Raw genomic sequence first — 25080 nt, 5'->3', positions numbered from 1 at the left:
CCCGGCCCTCGTCAGGTCAGCCGTTCGGGTTGAACGGGATGCTCGCGGGCTTGGCCTTCGACAGCTCCCCCGAGAACGAGCCCTCGCGGAGGCCGAACTGGGCCGAGCCGAAGTCGGCCGACGTCAGCCGGTCCCGCAGGCCCGCGGGGTAGCCGTCCCAGCCGACCAGCGGCGGGTACTGCCACGTGCCCTTGTGGTTCTCCGGCTGCTCGCCGAAGCCCGCGAGCCGGAAGCAGTGCGTGGACAGGCCGTCCTTGTGGTAGACCACCTTGGGGTGGTTGCCCGTCTCGTCCCACGCCACCTGGTTGCGGGCGTAGGTGTTGTACTTGCCGTGCGCGGAGGTCGAGACGAACTGCGCGGTGCCGTTCTGCACCCAGACCACGACGTGCTCCCAGTCGTGCCGGTGCCCGCCGAGTCCCGAGCCCGCGACGGCCTGGTCCTTCTCGAAGTACAGGCCGTAGATGTAGCCGCACCACCCGTTGTTGCACTTCACCCGCGAGTACGCGTTGGTGTTGTCCAGGTCCCACGAGTCGTGGCAGCTGCCGTTGACCGCGCCGGTGGTCTTGAGGCCGGGGGCGATGGTGCCGTCCCGGCCGATGGCGGGGGTGGGGTAGCAGCCGTCGCCGTCGTAGTCGAAGGCGGGCTCGTAGGTGCGGTCCTCCCAGGGGGCTGACCAGTCGAGCGCCTGCGGCGGGTCCGCGAGCGCGACCCCCGCGCTCGCGAACAGCACCGCCGCCACGGTGCCCAGGACGAACGACACCCTCCCGGCCCGCCGCCGTACCGGTGGACGCTCCGACGTCCGTGAACTCACTGCTCGCATGGTGCTCCTCGTCCAAACGACCCGCGACCACCGCGGCGGCTCGGTGTGCGCTACCGGTGTGAGGCCCGTCACCAGGGCCAAACATGAAGAAGTGTTGCGAATATGAGATCGAAGTCAAGTGGCGGTGGGTGGGACGTCCGATGAATGCGCGGGACGCGGCAGGAGAACAGTGATCACACCCGGCGGGCACCCCGGAGCCGGGCGCCGCGCCGGTGAGACCTCGGAGGCGTGCTCAGGTGCGCGCCTCCGCGACCGCGGCCGGTCGCGTCGCCCTCGCGGGCAGCAGCAGGACCGCGCCCGCGACCGCGAACGACGACAGGGCCACGGCGTTCAGCACCTGGTCGATCGGCTGGTACATGCCCAGGTGCTGGAGGTGGTAGGCGAGGTGCAGGACGTTGAACACGGTCCACCCGACGCCCGCCACGCGGACGGTGAACGTGTCGGTCGCGCGCCACGCGGCGGCGAGGCTCAGTCCCAGCAGCCCGAGGTACATCGCGCCGACGTCCTTGACCAGGTGCTCGCTGTACGGGCCGAGCACCGGCAGCCACCGCCTGCCGAAGCCGGGGAAGGTCGAGTACCAGTGCACGGGGGCGAGGTAGGCCCACGAGCCGACGACGGCGGCCGTGAGCGCGAGGAGGAGCAGGACGATCCGTCGAGCGTTGGTGGTCATGTCATCCGGACGGCGCGCGGCCCTCGGGTGTGACGGGCCCGGTAACGGACGGGATTGGTGGCGATACCCAGCGTTTCCGCAGATCAGCGGGATTGTGATCAACGGTAACGGGCTGGACACCAAACCTTGACACTGTCGTGTGGCGCTGCGCACACTCCCTGTCTGGGAGCGCTCCCAGTTCCCCCTGCCCCCAGCCAGAGGAGTCGACACGTGCCCCACCGTGCCCACAGACGGGTCACGGCGCTGACCTGCGCCGCGCTGCTCTCCCTCACCGCCGCGTGCGGGGGTGAGGACGCCTCGACCGCTGTCGACGACGTCGAACTGACCATCGCGACGTTCAACGAGTTCGGCTACGAGGACCTGATCAAGCAGTACCAGGACACCCACCCCCACGTGCGGATCACGCACCGCAAGACCGGCAAGGCCGACGACCACCACCAGACCCTGTTCACCAAGCTGGCGGCCGGGTCCGGGCTGGCCGACGTCGAAGCCGTCGAAGAGGGCTGGATCAACCAGGTCATGGCCAAGTCCGACCAGTTCAACGACCTGAACCAGATCGGGCCGCCCGACGTCACGGCCGAACGCTGGCTCCAGTGGAAGTCCGACACCGCCAGCAACCGCGACGGCGAGCTGATCGGCTACGGGACCGACATCGGACCGATGGCGATGTGCTACCGCCGCGACCTGTTCGAGGACGTCGGCCTGCCGTCGGACCCCGAGGCCGTCGGCGAGCTGTTCGCCACCTGGGAGAGCTACTTCGCCACGGGCGCCCAGTTCGTCGCGAAGTCCGACAAGGCCTGGTTCGACAGCGCCTCCCAGGTGTTCAACGCGATGGTCAACCAGAACAAGGTCGGCTACTACGACCTGGACGACAACCTGGTCGTGGAGACCAACGAGGCCGTGAAGAAGGACTGGGACCAGGTGACCGCCGCGGTCGAGGGCGGCCAGTCCGCCAAGCTCGTGGCGTTCGGCAACGAGTGGAACACCGCGTTCAAGACCGCCGCCTTCGCCACGAAGACCTGCCCGTCGTGGATGCTCGGCGTCATCGAGGCCCAGTCCGGCCCCGAGAACGAGGACAAGTGGGCCGTCACGGCCTCGTTCCCCGGAGGCGCGGGCAACTGGGGCGGCTCGTTCCTGACCGTGCCGAAGCAGGGCAAGCACCCGAAGGAGGCCGCGGAGCTGGCCGCGTGGCTGACCGCGCCGGAGCAGCAGATCAAGGCGTTCACCGCCAAGGGCGCCTTCCCGAGCCAGAACGAGGCGCTGCTCTCACCCGCGCTGCTCAACCAGACCAACCCGTACTTCGGCAACGCGAAGGTCGGCGCGCTGTTCGCGGAGCAGGCCAACAAGGTCTCCACCGCGCAGCACAAGGGTCCCGCCGCGGGCCAGATCCAGGACAAGGTGTTCGCCGACGCCCTCCAGGCCGTGGAGAACGGCACCGAGGTCGACGAGGCGTGGCGCCAGGCCGTGGAGGGCGCGACGAAGCTCGCCAAGTAGCGCCCGCTCAGCTGAAGACCTTGGTCAGCTCGACGCGGGAGCGGATGCCGAGCTTGGTGAAGATGTTGCGGAGGTGGTGCTCCACGGTGCGCTGGCTGAGGAACAGCCTCGCGGCGGCCTCGCGGTTGGTCGCGCCCTCGGCCACCAGCCTGGCGATCTGCGACTGCTGGGGCGTCAGCTCGGCGGCCCGCCCCGCCTTCGGCTCGGTGCTGGGCTCACCCGCGAGGCGCAGCTCCGCGCGGGCCCGGTCCGACCAGTAGTCGGCCTCGTGGTGCTCGAAGTGGCGCACGGCGTCGCGGAGCAGTTCCCGCGCCCGCTTGGGCTTGCGGTTGCGGCGCAGCCGGGTCGCGTGGAACAGCTCGGTCTTGGCCAGCTCCATCGTCGTACCGCTGACCTGGTGCAGGTGGATCGCCTCGTCGAAGTGCTCGTCGGCCTCCCCTCCGGTGGAGACCAGCGCGTGGCAGCGGTGGGCGAGCGCCAGCCTGCCGGGGCTGCCGGTGCTGTGCGCCCAGTCGTCGAAGCGGCGCAGCGCGCGGTCGGCGGTGGACGGGCGACCGCACGCCACGGCGGCCTCCACCAGGTGCGGCGCGGCCATCGCCTTGATGCCCGCGTGCACGCCGCCCGCGGCGATCGGGGGGATGCGGCGCAGCGCGTCGGACGGCCGGTCGCGGGCCAGGTCGACGCACACGTTCGCCCAGGCGCCGATCGTGCCGCACCGCCCGAGGCCGCGCTGGTCGATCTGCTCGCCCGCCGTGTCGATCCGGTGCGCGGCGGTGTCCGCGTCGCCGCGCAGCGCGGCCAGCAGCGCGAGGACGGCCAGGTGGTCGACCACCGCGTTGTGCTGGCCCGCCGCCGTGGCGGCGTGCACGCCCTCGAACGCGGACGTGTGGGCGGCGGCGTGCTGGTCCACCATCAGCGCGGACAGGGCGCGGCACGTCAGCGCCCACGGCACGAGCGTGGTCAGGCCGCTCTCCCGCGCGGCGGTCACCCCGCGCCCCGCCAGCTCGTGGGCCTTGGCGGCGTCGCCCAGGATGTAGGCGGCGTGACCGCCCCAGACCTTCGACTGCGGGGCCGGGTCGAGGTCGGCCAGCGCGACCACGGACCGCAGCGCGGGCAACGCCTCGGCGTGCCTGCCCGCGTAGCTCGCGGCGGTGCCCGTCAGGTGGTCCAGCGTCAGCGCCGTCCCCGGCGGGTCGTCGGCCGACCGCAGCGAGGCGGCGAAGTCGGCCACCTGACCGTGCAGGCGGTGGTCGCCCGCGATGGCCGCCGCCTCGCCCGCGAACCCGAGCGCGGTGATGGCGAGCGCCCTGCGGCTGCCGAGCAGCTCACCCGCCGCCCCCATGAGCCTGCGCGCGGCCGTGTCGGGCAGGCCGTTGCCCAGGTCGAGGCCACCGCGCACGACGTCGGCCAGCGCCCGCAGCTCGACCCGGTCCGACAGGGGCGTGGCCTCGCGCAGCAGCGCTCGGGCCCGGTGGGGCACCCCGCGCTTCCAGTGGTCGGCCGCCGACGCCACCAGCCTGCGCGCCCGCTCGTCGGACCCCGTGGTCAGCACGGCGGCGCGGCCGTGGTCGCGGGCCGCCGCGGCGTAGTCGCCCCGGCCGCGGGCCAGCGCCGCCGCGTGCGCCAGGGCGTCCGCCTGCGCGTCCCGCGCGCCGGGTGCCAGCGCGGCCTCGTGCCACGTGCGGCGCGGACCCGGTGGCAGGACCTCCGCCAGCGCGGCGTGGGCGGCGTAGCGGGACGACAGGGTCAGTTCCGTGCGCAGGGTCTCCCGGACCAGCGGCCTGGGGTCCATCAGCGCGGCGGCCTCCTCGACGGCGGCGACACCGAGGTCCGGCAGACGCACGAGCGTGTCGACGTCGACGTCGCCGTCCACGACCACCATCGCGAGGGCCCGGTGCGCGGCGGGGGAGAGCGCCTCCAGCCGGGCCCGCAGCCGCCTGCGCAGCGAGCTGTCGCCCGGCAGGCCTGCGGGAGCGGGCGCGGCGCCGCCGAGCTGCTCGCTGGTCAGCGAACGGGACAGCTCCACCAGCGCCAGCGGGTTGCCGCACGCGGTGTGCGCCAGGTCGTCGGCCAGGTCCGGTGACAGGCCGGGCCGCAGGTCCCGCAGCACCCGGATGCTCGTGGCGTGGTCCAGCGGCTCCAGTTCCACGCACGGCAGCCCGTGCGTCGACCCCTCGGTCGCGATCAGCACGGCCACCGGCTCGGCCTCGACGGCGGCCACCAGGTCGAGCAGGTGCGCCGCGTCCAGCAGGTGCGCGTCGTCCACGCACAGCAGCACCCGCCGGTCGCCGTCGGCGTCGAAGTCGGCGCCCGCCTGTCGCGCGGCCCGCAGCAGGGACGTCTTGCCGGAGCCTGCCTCGCCCCGCAGCACCAGCGCACCGCCGCGGCCCGCACGGGCGCGATCGAGCACCGCGTCCACGGCGACGCGCTGCCGGTCACGTCCAAGCAGCATGGTCCCAGTTCTGCCACATCCCGGCGGCCGTGGGAACCGCCGCGAGTCGGGTGTTCCCACCGATGCCCCGGCGCGCGGGGGTTGCGGTCGGGGTTGCGGTGGACCGGCACATCCGCCGATGCGCGCGGGCGCGGCGCTGCCGTTAGGTCAGCGGTGTTCATCCCCTGCGTGAACGAGGAGCTTCCCTGTGCGACTCCGCAACCTGATCCCCGCGCTGGCCGTGCTGCTGGCAGGCGTCACAGCCGTGCCCGCGACGGCCGCCGCGAACCCCTACGAACGCGGACCGGCCCCCACCACCGCCAGCGTCGAGGCGGCGCGCGGCCCGTACGCCGTCACGACGACCACCGTCTCGCGGTCCTCGGTCTCCGGCTTCGGCGGCGGCACGATCTACTACCCGACCAGCACCGCCGACGGCACGTTCGGCGGCATCGCCATCTCGCCCGGCTTCACCGCCTCCCAGTCCAGCGTGAGCTGGCTGGGTCCGCGCCTGGCGTCCCAGGGCTTCGTCGTGTTCACCATCGACACCAGTTCGACGCTGGACCAGCCCGACAGCCGCGGCGCGCAGCTCCTGGCGGCGCTCGACTACCTCACCGGTTCCAGCGCGGCCCGCACCCGCGTCGACGGCACCCGCCTGGGTGTCATGGGCCACTCGATGGGCGGTGGCGGTTCCCTGGCCGCGTCCCGCACCCGACCGGCGTTGCAGGCGGCCATCCCGCTGGCCCCGTGGCACACGACCAAGAGCTGGACCACGGTCCGCGTCCCGACGATGGTGATCGGCGCGGAGAACGACACCACCGCCCCGGTCGCCCAGCACGCCGAGCCGTTCTACACCAGCCTCAGCTCGGCCCCGGACAAGGCGTACCTGGAGCTGAACAACGCGAGCCACGGCGCGCCCACCAGCGCCAACGTCACGGTCGCGAAGTACAGCATCTCCTGGCTCAAGCGCTTCATCGACAACGACACCCGCTACGAGCAGTTCCTCTGCCCCGGACCGTCCAGCGGGACCCTGGTGCAGGAATACCGCAACACCTGCCCCAACTCCTGACCCGCCGCTCCCTGCCCGGCGCCGCGACGATCCCTCAGTCGTCGCGGCGTTCGGCGTGTCCATCCGCGGAGGACCCCAAGACTGGACTTGCCGGTCCATTTTTTGCGGGGCACCGTGGGTTCCACAACCCAGGAAGGTGGAACGCACGGTGGATCTGCGGATGACGGGCAAGCGGGCGCTGGTGACCGGGTCGAGCTCCGGACTCGGTTCGGCCATCGCGAAGGCACTGGCGGCGGAGGGCGCCGAGGTGGTGGTGCACGGGCGGGACGCGGCGCGCGCCGCCGCCGTGGTGGAGGAGATCGAGGCCGACGGCGGGACGGCGACCACCGCGATCGGCGACGTCGGGACCGACGCCGGGGCCGACGAGGTCGCGCGGGCGGCTGGCCGGATCGACGTCCTGGTCAACAACGTCGGCGTCTTCGACATGTCGAAGAGCTGGACGACCGCGACGTCCGCCGACTGGGCGGACATCTACAACACCAACGTGATCTCCAGCGTGCGGATGGTCCAGCGGCTGGTGCCGTCCATGCGCGAGCGCCGGTGGGGGAGGGTGGTCCAGATCGGCAGCGTGATGTCGGTGATGCCGCTGGCCGTGCAGCCGCACTACAACGCGACCAACGCGGCGCGGGACAACCTGTCCCTGTCGCTCGCCCGTGACCTGCGCGAGTCCGGGGTGACCTCGAACGTGGTCGCGCCCGGCGGCATCCTCACCCCCGCGTCGAGGACGCGGCTCACCGAGGTCGGCCGCGCCCGTGGCCTGACCGGCACGTGGGAGGAGATGGAGTCCGAGGTCGTGCGGGCGGTGGCGCCCAACGACATCGGCCGGATCGCGCGGCCGGAGGAGATCGCCTCGGCCGTGGCGTACCTGGCCAGCCCGGTGGCGGACTTCCTGACCGGGATCACGCTGCGGTTCGACGGGAACTGGTACTCGGCGGCGGCGTGACCGCTCAGGCGGCGCGCATCCGCTCGATGGCCTCGTCCAGCGCCGCCTCCAGGTGGGAGCTGTCGCCGGTCGCCATCAGGATCGTCACGCCGCCCTGCAACGCCGACAGGAGGGCGGGGGCGGCGCGGTCGACCTCGAACGACGGCGACAGCTCGCCCGAGGCCTGCATCGCGCGCATCCCCGCCGCGAGCTGGTCGCCCCAGCGGCCCAGCAGCAGCCGCAGGACCGCCTTGGCCGCCGGGGTGCCGTGCCCGAGCTGGAGGTACAGGGCGCTCAGGGCGCAGCCGTCGCGCTCGGAGCGGTAGCGGTCGACCACGGTCGCGCGCCACTCGTGCCAGGCGGCCCACGTCGTGAGGTGCGAGAGGCAGAACGTGCCGTCCTCCACGGCGCGCTCGGCCTCCAGCTCGGCCACGGCGAGCAGCAGCTGCTCCTTGCCGTCGGGGAAGTAGTGGAAGAGCTGGCTCTTGCTGGTGCCGGTGCGGAGCCGGACGTCGTCCAGCGTCGTGGTCACGACGTTGCCGGTGCGGAACAGCTCCGCCGCGCCCTCGACGATGCGCGCCCTGGTCGCCGCGCCCTTGGCCGTCAACGTCCTGGTCATGATCCCGACGCTAACCACCGGTCACCGGACTGACAACTCCAGTGCGGTGAGGAGCACCACGTGGACCGCCGTGCCGCCCAGGACGCTGAGCACCGCGTTGCGCCGCCACAGGTGCAGGCCGGCGGTCACCGCGAGCCCGACGACGACCGCCGGCGCGGAGGACTGGTGCGTGTCGCGCAGGGTGTGGACGGCGAGCACCAGCATCGCGCCCGCGGGCATCCGCGGGCCGAGGTAGGCGAGGACCGCGGAGTCGCGCAGCGGCACGAGGACCGCGAACGGCAGCGCGCGCAGCAGCCACGTGACCGCGGCGCTGACGCCGACGGCGGCCCAGACGTAGGCGTGGTCAGGCATCGGCGCGCCTCCTGGTCGACGCCGCTCGCCGCACGAGCAGGCCCGCGGTGAACAGCGCCATCGCCACGAGCGGCATCCGCTCGGGGAACAGCAGCAGCGCGCCGACGGCGCTCAGCGCGGCGGTGACCGCCGTCGGCACGTCCCGCCGGGTGTGGTGGGCGTCCAGGGCCAGCACGACGAACAGCGCGGTCAGGGTGAACTCCAGGCCCGCGACGGAGGAGGGGACCAGTGGGCCCGGCAGCGCGCCCGCGGTCGCGCCGCCGACCCAGCAGAGCTGGCAGAAGCCTTGCAGCCACAGGATTCGCGCGCCCGTCCACTCGTGCGGCGGTGCGGCCGTGACGAGTGCGAACGCCTCGTCGGTCAGGCCGAACGTGCCGAGCGCCTTGCCCGCCGCGCCCCGGATCCGGTGCAGCGGGAAGGAGACGGCGTAGAAGACGTGCCGCAGGTTGACCAGGAAGGCGGTCACCGCGACGGTCGCCAGCGGGGCGGCGGCGACCACCATGCCGACGAGCAGGAACTCCAGCGAGCCCGCGTAGACGAGCGAGGTGAACGCGGTGGCCCACCACCACTCCAGTCCGGAGTGGACGACCAGGACGCCGAGCGTCGCGCCGAGGGCGAGGAAGGCGACGCTCACGGACCGGGTGTCGCGGAGCGCTCGGCGGGCCAGGGGTGCGATGCGGGACATGGGGAAACCATATTTCGAAACGGACGTGATGTGGTGTCGTCTTCTGCCCGTAGACTGGCCTTGTGAGCAACAAACTGTCACTGGACTCGGTCGATCGGGAAATATTGTTCCACCTGAGCCAGGACGGTCGTCTGACCAACGTCGAACTGGCCAGGCGGATCGGGCTGACGCCACCGCCGTGCCTGCGGCGGGTGAAGCGGTTGGAGGACGCCGGGATCATCACCGGCTACCGGGCGCGCGTGGACCTCGCGGCGACCGGTCGGGGGTTCGAGGTCGTCGTGACCGCCGAGATCCGGGTGAACGACCGCGCGACGGTGGACGAGCTGGAGGCGCTGCTGCGCTCCTACGAGGAGGTCGTCGAGTGCCGGAGGCTCTTCGGCAGGCCCGACTACCTGATGCGGGTGCTCGTGGAGGACGCGCAGGCGTACGAGAAGTTCTTGGTGGAGAAGGTGATGAGCCTCCCGGCGATGGCCCGCGTCGACTCGCACCTCACGATGCGCGAGGTCAAGTCCGCAGACTAGGGCCTGCATCGAAGTCGGCTGAGGTGACGTCGATCGAGGTTGGCGCTGTTCAGCGTGTTGGTGATCGAAGATGAGCGAGGTCTCCGGCGATCGGTTCGTCGACCATGAAGAACCTGAACACCGGAGACCTCGTGAACGTCCTGGCGGTGGCGGGGCGGTTCGACCTGACCGACGCGCGATGGGCGACGCCGCAACCGTTGCTGCCCACGCCGTCCCGGTCCGGTCCTCGTGGAGCACGCGGCAGTTGATCGACGGGATCCGCCGGCGAGTAGGCGTCGGTGCGCGGTCAGCGTGGTGGCAGCCCGCAGTTCGTCCCGGTGTCGCGCGGGATCCGGGTGCCTCGGGTGGCCGGTGGTCGGCCCGGACGACAAGGCGTACACGTCCAAGGCCAACCGGGAGCATCTGCGTCGTCGCGGGATCAAGACGACCATCCCGAGCGAGGCCGACCAGGACGCGCATCGCAAGGCCAAGGGGTGCGAGGGCCTTGCTCCCCGAGGACTGCGAACAACGTCACGCGGTGGAGTGTGACCACCGTGCACGTCGCCGCGGTCAACGAGTGGCTCTGATCGACTTCGGTGCACGCCCTGGACGTTGTGACCGCACCGGCGCGGAGGGCTACTCCGATTCCGCCAAGTCGTCGACCTCGGTCACCTCGTGGCCCTCGAAGACGACCAGGACGCCCAGTTCGGTGAGGCCGGGCTCGGCGCACTCGGCGAAGCGGAGCACCCAGTCCTGTCCGGTGTGGAAGGTGAACTCCGGCTCGTCGGCCGACTCGGCCACGGCGGCGCCCAGCGCGTCCGCCACGGCGGCGCGGGCGACGGCCAGGAGGCGTTCGCGGTCGGCCAGCACGCCGGTGATGAAGGCGGGGTCCAGGTCGTCCACTGTGGACGGCTCCTCGACCAGGACGGCCACCGTCTCGCCGCCGCTCGTCGTCGTCCAGCACGTCACGCCGTCCGGCGCGCCGTCGACCGGCGCCAGCTCGCCCAGACCGGGCAGGGAGAACGTCATGCCGCCCAGCCTACGGTGGACGCGCGGCCGGGCCCGGCGGAGGCCCGCCCGCGCCGCGGGACGGTCAGCGGGAGGAGCTGACCCGGCGCCGCAGGAACCCGGTCCCGGCGGCGACCAGCGCACCGCCGCCGACGGTCCCCAGCAGGACCAGCACGCCGCCGACCGCCCACAGGCCGGAGTCGTCCTGGGCCGCCGCGTGCAGGCTCCAGGCGACGGTGAACGGCACGGCGACCGAGACGACGGCCAGCCACGGCGGGGCGACGACCGCCCCCGCGGCGACCAGTCCGATGAGGACGAGGCAGCACGCGATGACCTGTGGCGCCTCGTAGGGGCCGGTGGTGGAGCCGGTCACGGGGTCGACGTCGCGGGTGCCGTCCGTGCCGAGGAAGGCCCACCACGTGCCGACGGAGAGCACGCCGAGACCGAGTGCGAAGAGGAGCGACCTGGCAGGTGTCCGTTCGGTACTCATGCCTTCACTGTGCGCCACCTCGGCGTCACCCGCCAGAGCAGGACTACTCAGCCGGGTGAAGCGGGTGGACCAGTCCGGGCGACCGAACGGCCGCCGCGCCACCGGGGCCGGTCGGCCACGGCGAGGATCCGCCCGCGAATGTTGTTTGAAGCCGGTGTGCGGAGGGCACTCCTCCACCAAGCAGGACCTGAGCGGCGGCGGAACCCGTTGCCGCCGTCGGATGAAGGAGAACTACCGTGGGTGTGTTGGGCTGGATCGTCCTGGGTCTCATCGCCGGAGCCATCGCGAAGGCGATCATGCCGGGCAAGGACCCCGGCGGCATCATCGTCACGATGCTGATCGGCATCGTCGGTGCGATCCTCGGCGGCTTCGTCGGCCGGGCGCTGTTCAACAGCGACATCAACAGCTTCTTCGACCTGAGCACCTGGCTGCTCGCCATCCTCGGCTCGCTCATCCTGCTCGGCATCTACCGATTGGTGACGGGCAGGCGCGCGCACGCCTAGACCACCGAGGTGTGCGGAACGAACCCCGGCGACCCACCCCCCTGTCGCCGGGGTTCGTCATGTCCTGGGGACTTCTCGGTGGACCACGGCGGAGCGGTGACGGCATGAACGGAAGCGGGAGATCCCCCGAGGGCGACGTCAAGGACGTCGTGCCCCGGATCCTGCGGGTGACCGCGGCGATCGGCTGGCGGTTCCTCGTCGTGGTGGCCGCGCTCTACGTGGTCGGCACCGTGACCGGGTACCTCGCGGGGATCGTGGTGCCGGTGGCCATCGCGCTGCTGCTGGCCGCGCTGCTGGCGCCCGGCGTGGACCTGTTCACCGGGCTCGGCGTGCCGAGGGGCATCTCGACCGCGCTGGTCCTGATCGGCGGCCTGGTGATCCTCGGCGGGGTGCTGACGTTCGTCGTCGTCACCTTCGTCAACGGCGTCCCCGGTCTGGTCTCGCAGCTGTCGCAGAGCGTCGACACGGCGACGAGGTGGCTGACCGAGGGGCCGCTGCACCTGAGCGACAGCCAGATCCGCGAGGCGTCCTCCCGGTTCATGGCGACGCTGACGGAGAACCAGGCCGACATCACCACGGGAGCGCTGACCACGGCCGCCACGGTCGGCGAGATCCTCACCCAGGCGCTGCTGGTGCTGTTCACCCTCATCTTCTTCCTCTACGACGGCCCGCGCATCTGGCAGTTCCTCATCCGCGCCGCCCCGGACCGCGTGCGCACCAGGGTGGACGTGGCGGGCAGGCGCGGGCTGGCGGCGCTGGTGAGCTACGTGCGCGCCACGTCCGCGGTCGCGGTCGTGGACGCCGTGGGCATCGGCATCGGGCTCGCGGTGCTCGGCGTCCCGCTCGCGATCCCCCTGGCGGCGCTGGTGTTCCTCGGCGCCTTCATCCCGATCATCGGAGCCGTCGTCGCGGGCAGCATCGCGATCCTCATCGCGCTGGTCGCGAACGGTGTGGTCGCGGGGCTCGTGGTGGCGGGCATCGTGATCGCCGTGATGCAGCTCGAGAGCCACGTGCTGCAACCGCTCCTGCTCGGCCGCGCGGTGAAGCTGCACCCGCTGGCGGTCGTGCTGGCCATCGCGGGCGGCCTGCTCGTCGGCGGCATCGCGGGCGCGCTGCTGTCCGTCCCGCTGCTGGCGGTGCTGAACTCCGGGATCCGGTCGCTGCTCAGCGAGGCCGACGAGCACGTGGACCCGGCGGACGTGCACGCGAGCGAGCCGGAGGAGTCCGCCCCGGACGAACCCGGTCTGGACACCGAGGCGGGCCGGGCGCCGTGACGGTCCGCCCCGCGCCTGTCGTGAACGGCGGGTGAGCGGGGTACCCGTCGTGTCACGGACCGGGCGGCCGTCCGGTCGTAGTGCCACGGGACGCGGACCGCGCCCACGAACGAGGGGAACCGCATGTCGAAGACCTCGCTGACCTCGCTGGCCCACCAGCAGTTGGAGATCGCCCGCGACGCGTCGAGCGGGCGCAGCGCGCACACCGTGAACGGCGGGCACGAGCACGCGCTGCGCCAGACCGTGATCGCGCTGCTCGGCGGCCAGCACCTGCACGACCACGAGAGCGGCGGTGAGGCCACCCTCCAGGTCCTCCAGGGGCACGTGCGCCTGGTGGCGGGGCCCGACTCGTGGGACGGCTCACCGGGGGACCTGCTCGCGGTCCCGGACCGGATGCACCGCGTGGAAGCCGTCGCGGACTCCGTCGTGCTGCTCACCGTGGCCATCGGGGTCCGCGTCTGAGCCACCCGCTTGACACCTCCGGCTAATACCATTAGCTTTCGGGCTACAGGCATTAGCTAGCGGAGGAGATGGCCATGACCGAGTTCCTGGAGCACGACGGCGGACGGCTCGCCTACGACGTGGTCGGCGAGGGGCCGCTGGTCGTGCTGGCGCACGGCATGGGCGACAACCGGGCCGTCTACCGCGAGGTGGCCGCGCTGCTGGCGGACGCGGGGTACCGCGTCGCGACCGTCGACCAGCGCGGCCACGGCGAGTCGAGCGCCGACTGGGCGTCCTACACCCGCACCGACTCCGCGGGCGACCTGCTCGCCGTCGTCCGCCACCTCGGCGGCCCGGCCGTGCTCGTCGGCCACTCGTTCACCGGCGGCTCCGTCACCATCGCCGCCGCCCAGGAGCCGGGGTCGGTCACCGCCGTCGTCGAGATCGCCCCGTTCACCCGTGCGCAGAAGGTCGCCGTCGGTGGGCTGCTCTCCAACGCCCGCTACCGCAAGGGGATGCTGCTGCTCATGGGAGCCGGGGTGTTCCGCAGCGTCGGCCTGTGGAAGCGCTACCTCGACCACGCCTACCCCGGCGCCAAGCCCGCGGGCTTCGCCGGGCACCTCGCCGCGCTCGACGCCGACCTGCGCAGGCCGGGCCGCATGGCCGTGCTGGGCCGGATGGCCATGTCCGCCCCCACCGACGCGGGCGCCCGGCTCGGCGACGTCCGGTGCCCCGTGCTGGTCCTGGAGGGCTCGCTGGACCCCGACTGGGTCGACCCCCGCGCCGAGGGCGAGGGCGTCGTGGCGGAGATGCCGTCCGGACTGGGCCGGGTCGAGGTGGTCGAGGGGGCGGGCCACTACCCGCACGCGCAGTTCCCGGACAGGGTCGCCGGGTCGGTCCTGGAGTTCCTGAAGGCGCACGCCCGTGGCTAGGGCGGCGCTGTCCGCGGACGCCGTGGTCGACGTCGCGCTGCGCCTGGTCGACGAGGAGGGGCCCGCCGCCCTGACCCTCGCCGCCGTGGCGTCCCGCGCGGGGGTGGCCACGCCGTCGCTCTACAAGCACGTCCGCAACCTGGCCGAGCTGCGCGCGCTCGTGTCGGTGCGGGTGATGGACGAGCTGGCCGAGCGGACCGGCCGGGCGGTGCTCGGCCGCTCCGCCGACGAGGCGATCCGCGCGCTCATGCTGGCCTGGCGCGCCTACGTGGTGGCCCACCCGCACCGCTACTCCGCGGTCGTCCAGGCGGCCGAACCGATGGTGGCGCAGGCCGGGGACAGGCTGGTCGCCATCGTGCTGGCCGCCCTGCGCGCGTACGGCCTGGAGGACTCCGACGCGATCCACGCGGCCCGCTGCCTGCGCGCGGCAGCCCACGGCTTCGCGGTGCTGGAGGCGGAGAACGGCTTCCAGCTGCCGGAGGAGCTGGACGAGAGCTACGACCTGCTGATCCGCATGGTGATCGCCGGGCTGCGCACGTGAGCCCGCAGGCGCGGTCACCGCACTAGGCTCCGGAGGCGTGACCGCGACCCCGCCCCTCGCCGCCGTCGCGGCGGCGCACCGGAGCCTGGACACCGCGCTCGTCGACCTCACCGACTCCGCCGTCGCCGGTCCGTCGCTGCTGCCGGGCTGGACGCGCGGCCACGTCCTCGCCCACCTCGCGGACGCCGCCCGAGCCCGTGCGCGGGTGGTCGAGCACGCGCTGCGCGGCGAGGTCGTCGCGCTGTGGGAGCCGGGTGAGCGCGACGCGATCATCGAGGCCACCGCGACCCGGGGCGCGGCGGAGCACCGCGCGGCCGTCGCCGAGCACTCCGCCGGGCTGGAGCGGGCGTGGGCGGGCGTCGTGGACTGGACGGGGTTCGACTCCGCCGTGGAGATCCGGTGGCGCGAGGTGTGGATCCACCTGGTCGACCTCGACGTGGGCGTCCGGCCGAGCGCGTGGACGGTCGACTTCTCCTGCCACGCCGTCGACTTCCTGCACCCGCGGCTGCCCGAGGGGTTCGGCGTGCGGGCGACGGACGTGGACCGGACGTGGGGGACGGGCGCGGAGATCACGGCCGCGGCCCACGACCTGGCCGCGTGGCTCGCGGGCCGCGTGCCCGACGCACCTCCGACGTGCGCCGTGCCGCTGCCCCCGCTGGGACCGTGGCCCGCCTACCGCCCGTAGCGCGGACGCCTGGTCGGTCGGTGTCGTCCTGGGCGGCTTCCGCGTCCCCGTGCGGCAGGTCGAGGAGCCGCTGCCGTTCCGGCTCGGGGATGCGTTCCGCGACGGGTTCGCGGGCGGCGTCCGGCTCTACGGCGGCGAGGTCGCGATGCGGGCCACCAGCGATGCGGGCCACCAGCGGTGGGGACATCCGGTGCCTTCGCCGGTCAGCGCGGGTCGCCAGGGGAGCGGGATGCCGGCCTGCCCGTCGCGGTGCCGCGATCCGGGGGTTGCCGGAGCGTCACCGCCGCGAACTCCGGGCCGCGGTGCCACCGCCCTCGCGGTGCTGGTGGTTCGCCGTCCGCCCGCCCGACCACGACGCCAGCAGGGTGCGGACGTGGTCGCGCAGGTCCTCGTCGGTGAACGCCGCCTGCGCGGTGAGCACCTGGTACACCACCGGCCCGACGAACTGCGCCGCGCACAGGCCCGGTGGTGGCATGGCGGGGGCGGCCGGGCGGACCCGGTCGAGCACCGTGCGCGCGCTCGTGCCCAGCAGGTCGGCCGCGTGCACGAGGTCCCGGACCGCCGGGTCGTGCTGCGCCTCGCCGACCAGCGCGCGGTAGGCCAGCCCCGAGGGTGAGGTGAGCAGGAACCCGCTCAACGCCCGCACGTAGGCCAGCAGGTCGTCGGCGGCGTCCGGGTGCGCGGGTGTGGTCAGCTCCTCCTCGACGTCGTCGACGATCGCCTCCAGGAGGATCTCGGCCTTCGTCGTCCACCACCGGTACAGCGTCTGGCGACCGACGCCCGCGCGTTCGGCGATGCCCTTCATCGTCATCGCCGCGTAGCCGACGTCGACGAGCAGGTCGTCCACCGCGTGCAGGACCGCCCGCCGTGCGCGCTCGCTGCGCGGGCGGCCCATCCGCGCGGTCGCTTCGGTAGCCATCGGGCGAACTGTACCGAGACAGCGTGTCACGCATGTGTTAGCGTGACTTTCGAGTCAGCGTGACTCGAAAGTCCGCCGCCCCGTTGGCGACCACGCCACCCACCTCGCGGTGCGGCCCGTCCCCACGGTCCGAGGTGCCCCTTGCGTCCAGAGAACTCCCTGTTGGCCGACGTCCTGCGCCGCCGGGCCCGCCCGGCCGCCGCCGGGTGCGCGGCCTCGGTCGTCCACCAGGCCTGCGAGGCGCTGGTGCCGCTCGCCATCGGCCTCGCGGTCGACCACGCCGTCGACGGCGCCCCGCCGATCGCGGTCCTGATCGCCGTCGCCGCCGTCCTGCTGCTGTTCACCGTGCTCGCGACCGGCGGCGGCGTCGCGTCGTGGCTGCTCGCCTCCACCGCCCTGCGCGAAGCCCACGAGCTGCGGGTCCGCGCGATCGGCCACGTCCTCGCCGACCCGGACGCGGGCCGCGACCGCAGGCCGGGGGAGCTGGCGAGCATCCTGACCTCCGACACCAGGGCGACCGCGGAGATCGTGCGGGTCCTCGCCCACCTGGCCTCCGGCTGCGCGGGCCTGGCCGTCGCGGTCGTCGTGCTGCTGCGCGTCGACCTGTGGCTGGGCCTCGGCATCGTGCTCGTGCCGCCCCTGCTGGTGCTGGGCGTCGACCGGCTCGGCCCGTGGGTCGAGCGCAAGGTCCGCGCCCGGCAGCAGGCGAGCGGTCTGGCCGCCGCGCTGGCCGCCGAACTCGTCCACGCCCTCCGCCCGCTGCGCAGCTTCGGCGGCGTGCCCGAGGCGGTCCGGCGGTACCGCCGCACCAGCGGGCGCTCGCTGGAGACCGTGCTCGACACGGCGTCCGCGTCGGCCGTCGTGACGGTGGTCGGGCAGCTCGCCACCGGCGCCGTGCTGGTCGGCACGGCCGCCGCGGCCGGGGTGATGGCGCTGTCCGGCCGCATCACGGTCGGCGAGTTCGTGACCGTCGTCGTGATGGCGTCGTTCGTCGCGGAACCGGTGCGGCGCATCGCCTCCAGCGTGGAGCAGGTCGCGGGCGCCCGCGCGGGCGCGGCCCGCGTCGCCGCCCTGCTGACCGTCCCGGTGCGACCGCGGGCCCCTGGGACCGACCTCGGGCCGCTGTCCGTGCGGGCCGTGTCGGTCGGGCCGGTGACCGGGCTCGACTTCACCCTCGCGCCGGGCGAGCTGCTCGGCGTCGCGACGACCGATCCGGCCGCCGCGGACGCCGTCGTCGGACTGCTGGCCCGCCGCGTGCCCCCGTCGGCGGGCGACGTGAGCTTCGGCGGTGTCCCGGCGGACGCCGTGGACGCGCGCAGGCACGTGCTGGTCGAGCCGCACGCCGCCTACCTGCTCGGCGGAACGCTCGCCGCCGCCCTCGACACGGGTCGGGGCGGTGCCGCCGTCGACCGGGCGCTGGTCGCCGCCTGTGCCGTGGAGGTGCGCGATTCCCTCGCCCGGCAGGGAGGAGTGCTGCTCGAAGGCGGCGCGAACCTGTCCGGCGGGCAGCGGCAGCGCGTGGCGCTGGCCAGGGCGCTGGCGGCGGAACCGCCGGTGCTCGTGCTCCGCGACCCGCTGACCGCCGTCGACGCCGTCACCGAGGACGCGGTGGCCGAGGGGTTGCGGGCGCTGCGGGGCACCGGCGACCGGGGCACGGTGGTCGTCACGACGTCGCCGCCCCTGCTGTCCCGGTGCGACCGCGTCGTGTTCCTCGACGGTGGGGGACCACCCGTGGTCTCGACGCACGAACGGCTCGTCGAGGTCCCCGCGTACGCCGAGGCGGTGCTGCGGTGAGCACCGTCCTGATCGACCGCCCGGTGTGGACGGACGGTGCGTCGCCCACCCTGCCCGTCGCCACCGCCCGGCAGAGCCTGGCCGGACTGGGCGCGGCGCTGCGGGACCACGCGGGGGAGTGCGTCGCGGCGCTGCTGCTGACGCTGCTCGCCGGGGTCGGGCTCGTCGCGGTGCCGCTGTTCCTCGGCGAGCTGGTGGACGCGGTCCGCGCGGGAGCCCGCCAGGACCTGGTGCCGCTGCTGCTCCTCACGGCGGCGGGCGTCGTGGTCGGAGCCGTCCTCGCCGCGCTGGCCCGGCGGGCGGCCGAACGGCTGGGGGCGCGCGTCGCGGCCGACCTGCGCGAGCGGGTGCTGGAGCGGGCGCTGGGCATCGAGTCGCGGGTGCTGGAACGCGTCGGCAGCGGCGACGTCGCCTCGCGGGTCACCGAGGACGTGGAGAACTTCGTCGCCGCGGTCCCCCTGGCCGCCACGGTGTTCAGCGCCTGCACGACGATCGTGGTGTCGGCGGCCGGGTTCGCGACCGTGGACTGGCGGCTGGCGCTCGCGTTCACCGTCGTGTTCCCGGTGCACTGGGTCAGCCTGCGCGCCTACCTGCCCAAGGCGGGTCCGCTGTACGCGGCGGAACGGCGGGCGGCGGCCGAGCGAGGCCAGGTGGTGCTGGAGTCGTTGCACGGCCTGGCCACCGTGCACGCCTACGACGTGGCCGAGCCGCAGACCCGGCGGGTCGCGGTCGCGTCCGAGCGGACGCTCACCGCCGCGACGCGGGCGCTGCGGCTGTTCGTCCTGTTCATGAAGTCGATGAACGCCGCGGAGGCCCTCGGCCTGTCGGCGATCCTGCTCACCGGCTACTGGCTGGTCGACGCGGGCGCGGTCACGGTCGGCGAGGTGACCGCGGCGGCCCTGCTGTTCCACCGCCTGTTCGACCCGCTCGGCACGGTGCTGCTGTCGTTCGACGACGTGCAGCGCGCGGGCGCGGCGCTGGCCAGGATCGTCGGCGTCACCCTCGTCCCGCCGCCCGCGTCGAAGCCGGACCGGCCGCACGCCGGACCGGTCGGGGTCGTGGCGCGCGGGCTCCGGCACTCCTACGAGGAGGGCCACGAGGTGGTGCGCGGGATCGACGTCGAGGTGCCCGCCGGGACGTCGCTGGCCGTGGTCGGCGCGAGCGGGGCGGGCAAGACGACCCTGGCGGGCGTCCTGGCCGGGGTGTTCCCGCCGTCGGCGGGGCGCACGCTGCTGGTGGACGCGCGGGGGAGCGTCGACGTCGGCGACCTCGACCCCGGCCAGGTGCGCGACTGGATCGGCGTGGTGTCGCAGGAGACGCACGTGTTCGCAGGCTCGCTGCGCGACGACGTGCTGTTCGCCGCCCCGCGCAGCACCGACGAGCAGGTCCACGCGGCGCTGCGCGCCGTCGGGGCCGGGGCGTGGGTGGCGGCGCTGCCCGCGGGCCTGGACACCGCGGTCGGGGCGGGGGAGCACCCGCTGACCGCCGCCAGGGTCCAGCAGCTCGCCCTGGCCCGCCTGCTGCTGCGCGACCCGCCCGTGGTCGTCCTCGACGAGGCCACCGCCGAGGCGGGCAGCTCCGGCGCCCGCGACCTGGAACGGGCCGCCGCGGCGCTGGTCGAGGGCCGGACCGCGGTGGTCGTGGCGCACCGGCTCACCCAGGCGCGGGCGTGCGACCGGATCGCGGTCGTCGCGGACGGGCTCGTGGTGGAACTCGGCACGCACGACGAGCTGGTCGCGCTGGGCGGTCGGTACGCCGACCTGTGGAGCGCGTGGTCCCGGCGGTACTGACGGAGGTCGCGCACCGGCCCACCCGCGCTGGTGGGCCGGTGCGCCGCTACCCGAGGGTGGCGGTGTGCGGGTCCCAGCCGTCCGGCAGCGCCGGCGGCACCTCGACGGTGCTCGTCACGTCCACCGACCGCCCGAGCGCCGCCGACTCGTCGATCGACAGCATCGCGTCGAGCACGTGGTGCGCCAGCGCACCGGACGCCCGTTCCGGGACACCGGCCCGGATCGCGCGCGCCAGCTCCAGCACCCCGGTGCCCCTGGTCGCGGAATGTCCCTCCGCCACCAGGGTTTCCGGGTCCTCCACGCCCGGCAGGTGCAGCGTGGAGGACCCGTCGAACCGGTTCGGGTCCGGCAGCACGACGGTGCCGCGCGTGCCCGTCACCTCGACGAAACCGGTGCGCGGCACGGCGGCGTCGAAGCTCAGCACCACCTGCGCCGAACCGCCGCGCTCGAACTCGACCAGCGCGAGGACCGACGTCGGCACCGTCACCGCGAACTCGACGCCCTCGCGCGGACCCGACGCGATCACCCTGGTGTCGCGCGCCCGGCTCGCGGTGGCCGTGACCCGCCGGACCGCCCCGAAGAGCTGCACCAGCGTGGTCAGGTAGTACGGGCCCATGTCCAGCAGCGGTCCGCCGCCCGCCTGGAACAGGAACTCCGGTGCCGGGTGCCACGACTCGGGGCCCGGCGTCTGGAAGATCGCCAGCGCCGTGCGCGGTTCGCCGATCCGGCCCGCGTCGACCGCCCGCCGCGCGGTCTGCAAACCCGCGCCCAGCACGGTGTCCGGTGCGCTCGCGACCCGCAAACCCTTCTCCTGGGCGAGGTCCAGCAGCTTGCGCGCCGATTCCCGGTCCAGGGCGAGGGGTTTCTCGGTCCACACGTGCTTGCCCGCGGCCAGCGCGGCGAGCCCGACCTCCACGTGCGCGGCCGGGATCGTCAGGTTCACCACGATCTCGACCTCCGCGTCGTCGAGCACCGCGGCCACCCCGCCGGAGCGGGGGACGCCGTGCAGCTCCGCCCGTTCGGCGGCCCGTTCGAGGTCGAGGTCGGCCACGGCCAGCACCCGCACGTCCGGGAACGAGGTGAGGTTCTTCAGGTACGCGTCGCTGATGACGCCCGCGCCGATGACCCCGACACCGACCGGACCCACCCGCGCGCTCACCGGTCGGCGTCCGCTAGGTAGGCGCGGCTGGCGGCGATCCCGGCGAACACGTCGCCGTCGTAGGCGTCGAACTCGACCACGCGCAGCGCGTTCGGGGCCGCCGCGAGCACCTCGCCGACCGGGACCCGTCCCTGGCCCGCGGGCACCTGGCCGGTCCCGTCGGTGTTCAGGCCGCCGTCCTTCACGTGGATCGCCACCACCCGGTCGCCGAGGCGCCGCAGCAGCGCCGCGGCGTCCTCACCGCCCGCCGTGGCCCAGTAGGTGTCGACCTCCAGCACGACCGCGGGGTCGAGCTGGTCGGCGAGCACCTCGAACGCGCTGCGGCCGTCGATCCGCGACTCCAGCTCCCACCAGTGGTTGTGGTAGCCGACCCGCACGCCGTGCTCGGCGGCCACGGCCGCCGCCTCGTTGAGCGCCTTGGCCGTGGCCGCGACGTCCGAGGCGTCCTGCCACCTCTCCTCGTCGATGTACGGGTCGATGACGACCCCGATGCCGCACTCGGCCGCGACGGCGAACACCGGGGCCTGCTCGACGCCCACGAGCCGCGCGTGCGCGGTGGGAGCGCTCAGCCCGTGCTCGGGGAGCCGGGTCCGCAGGACCTCGGCGTTCTCCAGGACCCCGTAGGGCTCGACCAGGGTGAAGCCGATGGCGGCCAGCCGCCGCAGGGTGTCGTTCGGATCGACCGCGAACGCGTCGCGGACCGAGTACAGCTGCACGGAGGGTTCGGTCATCTCCAACTCCTGACTTCTCCGGTGGAGGCAGTGTGGAAGCGCTCCCACAATCTCTACCACGTGGTAGAAATTGCCGCCAGTACCGTGCTGGGAACCGGTTTTCCCGCTGACGTGGAACGGACGACCGCTACTCGGTCCGCAACGCCGTCGCGGTGCGGGTGCGCGCGGCCCGGACCGCGGGCAGCAGTGCGCCGAGCACGGCGACGACCGGTCCGCCGAGTCCGAGCAGGACCAGGTCGACCGGTCCGAGCACGGCGAACGACGAGGCGGGCAGGTCGGTCCCCGCGCCCCGCCCCATCGCGGGCAGCACCGCGTCGTGCAGCACGACGCCCAGCGGCACCCCGACGACGCCGCCGACCACGCCGACGACCGCCACCGACGCGAGCACCATCGCGACCGTCTGCCCCGGCGTCATCCCCAGCGCCCGGTGCACACCGAGGTCGTGGACGCGGTCGCGGGTGTCGAGCACGACGCCGTTGAGGACCCCGAGCCCCGCCACGGCGATGAGCAGCAGCGTGAGGAACGCCGTGAGCGCGACGATCGTGACGAGCACGTCGCTCGACCCCTCCTCGCCCGCCCGCGCGGTGACGCCCAGCGGGCGCAGCGCGGCGTTCAGGCCGTCGAGGTAGGCGGTGACGTCCGTGCCGGGCCGCAGCCCGACGTCGAAGCTCGTGACCACCGGGTCGGTGATCGTCGCGGCGTCGGTGAACACCCGCATCCCGTCGTTCTGGAGGTCGAACACCTCGCCGACGATCCGCACCACCAGCGGCTCGCCCCGGTCGTCGAGGGTGACCGCGTCGCCGATCCCCGTGCCCGTGGCCCTCAGGAACGGCGACGGCACGACGGCCTCGCCGGGCGCGTCGAACCACTCGCCCGCGATCATCCGGTAGTCGCCGGGGGAGGTGTCGCCCTCGAACGCGAGGAGCGTGGTGGACCCGGAGAACGCGGCGATGCCCACCTCGCGCCGGGCCGTGCTGAAGTGCGCCAGCGTGCCCGGCTGGGCGGCGATGGCGGCGCGGACCGCGTCCGCGTCGAGGGTCGCGGGCAGCGCGCCGGTCGGGGACGGCCGGTCGGTGCCGATGACGACGTCGGTGGTGTGGTCCCTGGCCTCCTGCACGTCGGTCAGCGACGCCCCCAGGCCGATGGCGAACGTGACGGCGGTGGTGCCGAACACGATCGCCGCGAGCATCGCCAGCGCGCGGGCGGGCCGGGTGGAGGGGTGGGCGAGGCCGAGGCTGATCGCGCGCGGCAGCGGGAGCCGCGCGGTCGTCCGGGCCGCCCACAGGCCGCGGCGGACGCCGGGCGTGCGACCGACCGCGAGCGCGTCGACCGCGCGCAGCCGTCCGGCGCGCCACGCGCTCGTCCACGCGGTCACCGCCACCACGCCCAGCGCTCCGGCGACCACGGCGACGTCGACCCACGGCGCGACGGGCGACACGGTGGTGCCGTAGACCTCGCTCGTCTCCGCCAGCACGGGCACGGCCAGCAGGTTCCCCGCCACCACGCCGAACGCCGCCCCGACGGCCGCCGGGACCAACGCCTGCGCCACGTGCGCCCGCACGACCTGGCCCGGCGTGAAGCCGAGCGCCTTGAGGACGCCGACGCGCCGCAGACCGGACGCCACGGCCCCCGCGACCACGTTGCCGACGACGAGCACGGACATGACCAGCCCCAGCGCGCCGAACGCCACGAGGAACGGGACGAACAGCGCGACCTCCTTCACCGCGTCCCGCCGCGCGGCGAGCCACGACCGCGACCCGGTCCGCCCCTGCGCGGGGACGGCCGCGGCGCTGCTCGCGTCGACCTGCTCGGCCGTCGCGGCGTCGGCGAACCGGTAGAGCACCTGGAAGCCGCCCGCCGTGCCGGGCGGGGTCAGGGCGGCGACCTGGTCCGGCCACACCCACAGGTCGGCGGTGCGGCTGATCGACCGGGCCACGCCGACGACCTCCAGTTCCGGCGCGCCGGGGAGGTCGGGGAACCGCAGCGTGCGGTCCAGGACGTCCGGTGTGCGGAAGTCGGCCGACAGCACGACCTGGCCGGGACCGGTGACCCAGGTGCCCTCGACGAGCGCCACGGCGTCGACCGGCCCGCCGGGCTCGGCCCGGCCGACCGCCGTCATGGGCGGGACCCTCGGTCCGCTGTCGAGCCGCGGGGAGACCGGGACGACCGGGAACGGTCCGGCCGCCGCCGTGACGCCCGCCGCGGTCCTGGACGCCTCCAGGGCCGCCGCCGTGGTCGCCCCCGCGTCGAACTGGACGGCCAGGTGCGGACCGTTCTGCTGCGCGAACGCCCGGTCGAACGGCGCGCTGGAGGCCACCAGCAGCGACCCGGCGAGCACGGAGGCGGTCACCGCCACCGCCGCGGCGAGGCCGACCACGACCGTGCGCACGCGCCCGCGGCCCACCCCGGAGCGGACCACCCTCCCCAGGGCGCTCATCGGGCTGGCCCGGCGGTGACGTCCTCGGCGACGCGGCCGTCGACCAGGCTGATCGTGCGGGTCGTGCACGAGCGGGCCAGCGCGAGGTCGTGGGTGACCACGACGAGGGTCTGGCCGTCGGCGTTCAGCTCGGACAGCAGCGCGCCGACGTCCTCGCCGGACGCCGTGTCCAGCGCCCCGGTCGGCTCGTCGGCCAGCAGCAGGGCTGGGCGGTTCACCAGCGCCCTGGCCACCGCCACGCGCTGCCGCTCCCCGCCCGACAGCCTGCCGGGGTAGGCGCGGGCGTACCCGTCGACGCCGAGCTTCCCGAGCAGTTCGACCGCCCTCCTCGACGCCTCGGCGCGGTCCGTCCCCGCGAGCTGGGCGGGCAGGGCGACGTTGTCGGCGACGGTCAGGTCGTCGAGCAGGTTGAAGAACTGGAAGACCATGCCGACCGCGGCCCGCCGGTAGCGGGCCGACGCGGCCTCGCCCAGCCGGTCCACCCGCACGCCTGCCACGGTCACCGTGCCCGTGTTCGGCCGGTCCAGGCCCGCGATCAGGCTGAGCAGCGTGGACTTCCCGCTGCCGGACGGGCCGAGGACCGCAACGGCCTCGCCCGCCCGCACGGAGAACGACACCCCGTCGAGGGCGGGCGGCCCGTCGCCGTACTCGCGGCTCACGTCGTGCAGGTCGATCAGCGGTGTGGTCATCGGTGGCTCCCCAGGAGGTGTCGTACCGGGCCCGGAGGACGCTAGGAGCGCGGCGGGTCGCGGCGAGTCCGCACAGCGGGCCATTTCCGGTACCGAGCTGGGACGAGCCGGTCGCGCGTCATCCCCGAG

The 25080-nt window shown here is 74.1% G+C and carries 25 protein-coding genes; 12 read left to right on the top strand and 13 right to left on the bottom strand.

Features of this window, described 5'->3' with window-relative positions:
* Positions 1 to 16: 16 nt before the first annotated feature.
* Both VFZ92_RS15935 and VFZ92_RS15930 read right to left on the bottom strand, forming a co-directional pair.
* A complete protein-coding gene (locus tag VFZ92_RS15935) occupies positions 17 to 811 on the bottom strand; it encodes an NPP1 family protein (protein ID WP_414719906.1) in 795 nt (264 codons plus the stop codon).
* Positions 812 to 1052: 241 nt separating this feature from the next.
* Positions 1053 to 1490 (bottom strand): hypothetical protein, encoded by a 438-nt coding sequence (locus tag VFZ92_RS15930; RefSeq protein ID WP_330876704.1) that lies wholly within the window; start codon positions 1488 to 1490, stop codon positions 1053 to 1055.
* 243 nt (positions 1491 to 1733) lie between these two features.
* Here VFZ92_RS15930 and VFZ92_RS15925 point away from each other — a divergent pair, with 243 nt between their 5' ends.
* Positions 1734 to 2984, top strand: coding sequence for an ABC transporter substrate-binding protein (locus VFZ92_RS15925; RefSeq protein ID WP_414719908.1), 1251 nt, complete (start codon positions 1734 to 1736; stop codon positions 2982 to 2984).
* 7 nt (positions 2985 to 2991) lie between these two features.
* Here VFZ92_RS15925 and VFZ92_RS15920 read toward each other — a convergent pair whose 3' ends face one another.
* Positions 2992 to 5436: a LuxR family transcriptional regulator gene (locus VFZ92_RS15920; RefSeq protein WP_330876703.1), complete on the bottom strand. Its 2445-nt coding sequence runs from the start codon at positions 5434 to 5436 to the stop codon at positions 2992 to 2994.
* Positions 5437 to 5623: 187 nt separating this feature from the next.
* Between VFZ92_RS15920 and VFZ92_RS15915 the strand changes: the two genes are divergently transcribed.
* Together VFZ92_RS15915 and VFZ92_RS15910 are read left to right on the top strand one after the other, a co-directional pair.
* Complete coding sequence (locus VFZ92_RS15915; RefSeq protein ID WP_330876702.1) at positions 5624 to 6481, top strand: alpha/beta hydrolase; 858 nt, start codon at positions 5624 to 5626, stop codon at positions 6479 to 6481.
* A gap of 148 nt (positions 6482 to 6629) precedes the next feature.
* Positions 6630 to 7424: an SDR family NAD(P)-dependent oxidoreductase gene (locus VFZ92_RS15910; protein WP_330876701.1), complete on the top strand. Its 795-nt coding sequence runs from the start codon at positions 6630 to 6632 to the stop codon at positions 7422 to 7424.
* A 4-nt stretch (positions 7425 to 7428) separates the two neighbouring features.
* Here VFZ92_RS15910 and VFZ92_RS15905 read toward each other — a convergent pair whose 3' ends face one another.
* Genes VFZ92_RS15905 through VFZ92_RS15895 form a run of 3 tightly spaced genes read right to left on the bottom strand, consistent with a single transcriptional unit; the run spans position 7429 to position 9058 of the window.
* Positions 7429 to 8022 carry a TetR/AcrR family transcriptional regulator gene (locus tag VFZ92_RS15905; protein ID WP_330876700.1) on the bottom strand — a complete coding sequence of 198 codons (594 nt, stop codon included), beginning with the start codon at positions 8020 to 8022 and terminating at the stop codon, positions 7429 to 7431.
* A gap of 21 nt (positions 8023 to 8043) precedes the next feature.
* Positions 8044 to 8373, bottom strand: a complete 330-nt coding sequence (locus tag VFZ92_RS15900; RefSeq protein WP_330876699.1) for a branched-chain amino acid transporter permease — start codon at positions 8371 to 8373, stop codon at positions 8044 to 8046.
* Complete coding sequence (locus VFZ92_RS15895) at positions 8366 to 9058, bottom strand: AzlC family ABC transporter permease (RefSeq protein WP_330876698.1); 693 nt, start codon at positions 9056 to 9058, stop codon at positions 8366 to 8368. Before VFZ92_RS15895 ends, VFZ92_RS15900 begins: the two co-directional genes overlap by 8 nt.
* Positions 9059 to 9120: 62 nt before the next feature.
* Between VFZ92_RS15895 and VFZ92_RS15890 the strand changes: the two genes are divergently transcribed.
* Positions 9121 to 9579, top strand: coding sequence for an Lrp/AsnC family transcriptional regulator (locus tag VFZ92_RS15890; RefSeq protein ID WP_330876697.1), 459 nt, complete (start codon positions 9121 to 9123; stop codon positions 9577 to 9579).
* A 615-nt stretch (positions 9580 to 10194) separates the two neighbouring features.
* Here the strand turns inward: VFZ92_RS15890 and VFZ92_RS15885 are convergent.
* Positions 10195 to 10587 (bottom strand): hypothetical protein, encoded by a 393-nt coding sequence (locus VFZ92_RS15885; RefSeq protein ID WP_330876696.1) that lies wholly within the window; start codon positions 10585 to 10587, stop codon positions 10195 to 10197.
* A 64-nt stretch (positions 10588 to 10651) separates the two neighbouring features.
* Positions 10652 to 11056, bottom strand: a complete 405-nt coding sequence (locus tag VFZ92_RS15880) for a hypothetical protein (RefSeq protein ID WP_330876695.1) — start codon at positions 11054 to 11056, stop codon at positions 10652 to 10654.
* Between the two features lie 236 nt (positions 11057 to 11292).
* On the opposite strand from VFZ92_RS15880, the gene VFZ92_RS15875 reads away from it, so the two are divergent.
* The 6 genes from VFZ92_RS15875 (at position 11293) to VFZ92_RS15850 (ending at position 15432) form a co-directional block, all read left to right on the top strand.
* Positions 11293 to 11559, top strand: coding sequence for a GlsB/YeaQ/YmgE family stress response membrane protein (locus tag VFZ92_RS15875; RefSeq protein WP_330876694.1), 267 nt, complete (start codon positions 11293 to 11295; stop codon positions 11557 to 11559).
* A 104-nt stretch (positions 11560 to 11663) separates the two neighbouring features.
* Positions 11664 to 12833, top strand: a complete 1170-nt coding sequence (locus VFZ92_RS15870) for an AI-2E family transporter (RefSeq protein ID WP_330876693.1) — start codon at positions 11664 to 11666, stop codon at positions 12831 to 12833.
* A gap of 123 nt (positions 12834 to 12956) precedes the next feature.
* Positions 12957 to 13295: a LuxR family transcriptional regulator gene (locus VFZ92_RS15865; RefSeq protein WP_330876692.1), complete on the top strand. Its 339-nt coding sequence runs from the start codon at positions 12957 to 12959 to the stop codon at positions 13293 to 13295.
* 74 nt (positions 13296 to 13369) lie between these two features.
* Positions 13370 to 14206 carry an alpha/beta hydrolase gene (locus VFZ92_RS15860; RefSeq protein ID WP_330876691.1) on the top strand — a complete coding sequence of 279 codons (837 nt, stop codon included), beginning with the start codon at positions 13370 to 13372 and terminating at the stop codon, positions 14204 to 14206.
* Positions 14199 to 14747 (top strand): TetR/AcrR family transcriptional regulator, encoded by a 549-nt coding sequence (locus VFZ92_RS15855; RefSeq protein ID WP_330876690.1) that lies wholly within the window; start codon positions 14199 to 14201, stop codon positions 14745 to 14747. Before VFZ92_RS15860 ends, VFZ92_RS15855 begins: the two co-directional genes overlap by 8 nt.
* A 37-nt stretch (positions 14748 to 14784) precedes the next feature.
* Complete coding sequence (locus VFZ92_RS15850) at positions 14785 to 15432, top strand: maleylpyruvate isomerase family mycothiol-dependent enzyme (protein WP_330876689.1); 648 nt, start codon at positions 14785 to 14787, stop codon at positions 15430 to 15432.
* A 277-nt stretch (positions 15433 to 15709) separates the two neighbouring features.
* Here the strand turns inward: VFZ92_RS15850 and VFZ92_RS15845 are convergent, their stop codons facing one another.
* Entirely contained in the window at positions 15710 to 16351 is a 642-nt protein-coding gene (locus VFZ92_RS15845; protein ID WP_330876688.1) for a TetR/AcrR family transcriptional regulator, read from the bottom strand.
* 141 nt (positions 16352 to 16492) lie between these two features.
* On the opposite strand from VFZ92_RS15845, the gene VFZ92_RS15840 reads away from it, so the two are divergent.
* Both VFZ92_RS15840 and VFZ92_RS15835 read left to right on the top strand, forming a co-directional pair.
* The gene (locus tag VFZ92_RS15840) at positions 16493 to 18145 is read left to right on the top strand and encodes an ABC transporter ATP-binding protein (protein WP_330876687.1); all 1653 of its coding nucleotides are present in this window, start codon (positions 16493 to 16495) and stop codon (positions 18143 to 18145) included.
* Positions 18142 to 19935, top strand: coding sequence for an ABC transporter ATP-binding protein (locus VFZ92_RS15835; RefSeq protein WP_330876686.1), 1794 nt, complete (start codon positions 18142 to 18144; stop codon positions 19933 to 19935). Before VFZ92_RS15840 ends, VFZ92_RS15835 begins: the two co-directional genes overlap by 4 nt.
* 46 nt (positions 19936 to 19981) lie before the next feature.
* On the opposite strand, the gene VFZ92_RS15830 is transcribed toward VFZ92_RS15835, so the two are convergent.
* The 4 genes from VFZ92_RS15830 to VFZ92_RS15815 form a co-directional block, all read right to left on the bottom strand.
* A complete protein-coding gene (locus VFZ92_RS15830; protein WP_330876685.1) occupies positions 19982 to 21094 on the bottom strand; it encodes a Gfo/Idh/MocA family oxidoreductase in 1113 nt (370 codons plus the stop codon).
* Positions 21091 to 21825: a sugar phosphate isomerase/epimerase gene (locus tag VFZ92_RS15825; protein WP_330876684.1), complete on the bottom strand. Its 735-nt coding sequence runs from the start codon at positions 21823 to 21825 to the stop codon at positions 21091 to 21093. The genes VFZ92_RS15830 and VFZ92_RS15825 overlap by 4 nt, the downstream gene beginning before the upstream one ends.
* 127 nt (positions 21826 to 21952) lie before the next feature.
* The gene (locus VFZ92_RS15820; RefSeq protein WP_330876683.1) at positions 21953 to 24214 is read right to left on the bottom strand and encodes an FtsX-like permease family protein; all 2262 of its coding nucleotides are present in this window, start codon (positions 24212 to 24214) and stop codon (positions 21953 to 21955) included.
* A gap of 44 nt (positions 24215 to 24258) precedes the next feature.
* On the bottom strand, positions 24259 to 24951 hold the full coding sequence (locus VFZ92_RS15815; protein ID WP_330876682.1) for an ABC transporter ATP-binding protein: 693 nt from the start codon (positions 24949 to 24951) through the stop codon (positions 24259 to 24261).
* Between the last annotated feature and the right edge of the window lie 129 nt (positions 24952 to 25080).

This window comes from Umezawaea sp. (assembly GCF_036375055.1).
In the GTDB taxonomy this organism is placed as follows: domain Bacteria; phylum Actinomycetota; class Actinomycetes; order Mycobacteriales; family Pseudonocardiaceae; genus Umezawaea.
This window is presented reverse-complemented; position numbering and strand designations above follow the sequence as displayed.

Coding starts and splice junctions, on each gene's coding strand:
- VFZ92_RS15930 (WP_330876704.1), bottom strand. CDS start 1,490: ATGACCACCAACGCTCGACGGATCGTCCTGCTCCTCCTCGCGCTCACG.
- VFZ92_RS15920 (WP_330876703.1), bottom strand. CDS start 5,436: ATGCTGCTTGGACGTGACCGGCAGCGCGTCGCCGTGGACGCGGTGCTC.
- VFZ92_RS15905 (WP_330876700.1), bottom strand. CDS start 8,022: ATGACCAGGACGTTGACGGCCAAGGGCGCGGCGACCAGGGCGCGCATC.
- VFZ92_RS15900 (WP_330876699.1), bottom strand. CDS start 8,373: ATGCCTGACCACGCCTACGTCTGGGCCGCCGTCGGCGTCAGCGCCGCG.
- VFZ92_RS15895 (WP_330876698.1), bottom strand. CDS start 9,058: ATGTCCCGCATCGCACCCCTGGCCCGCCGAGCGCTCCGCGACACCCGG.
- VFZ92_RS15885 (WP_330876696.1), bottom strand. CDS start 10,587: ATGACGTTCTCCCTGCCCGGTCTGGGCGAGCTGGCGCCGGTCGACGGC.
- VFZ92_RS15880 (WP_330876695.1), bottom strand. CDS start 11,056: ATGAGTACCGAACGGACACCTGCCAGGTCGCTCCTCTTCGCACTCGGT.
- VFZ92_RS15870 (WP_330876693.1), top strand. CDS start 11,664: ATGAACGGAAGCGGGAGATCCCCCGAGGGCGACGTCAAGGACGTCGTG.
- VFZ92_RS15865 (WP_330876692.1), top strand. CDS start 12,957: ATGTCGAAGACCTCGCTGACCTCGCTGGCCCACCAGCAGTTGGAGATC.
- VFZ92_RS15860 (WP_330876691.1), top strand. CDS start 13,370: ATGACCGAGTTCCTGGAGCACGACGGCGGACGGCTCGCCTACGACGTG.
- VFZ92_RS15845 (WP_330876688.1), bottom strand. CDS start 16,351: ATGGCTACCGAAGCGACCGCGCGGATGGGCCGCCCGCGCAGCGAGCGC.
- VFZ92_RS15825 (WP_330876684.1), bottom strand. CDS start 21,825: ATGACCGAACCCTCCGTGCAGCTGTACTCGGTCCGCGACGCGTTCGCG.
- VFZ92_RS15815 (WP_330876682.1), bottom strand. CDS start 24,951: ATGACCACACCGCTGATCGACCTGCACGACGTGAGCCGCGAGTACGGC.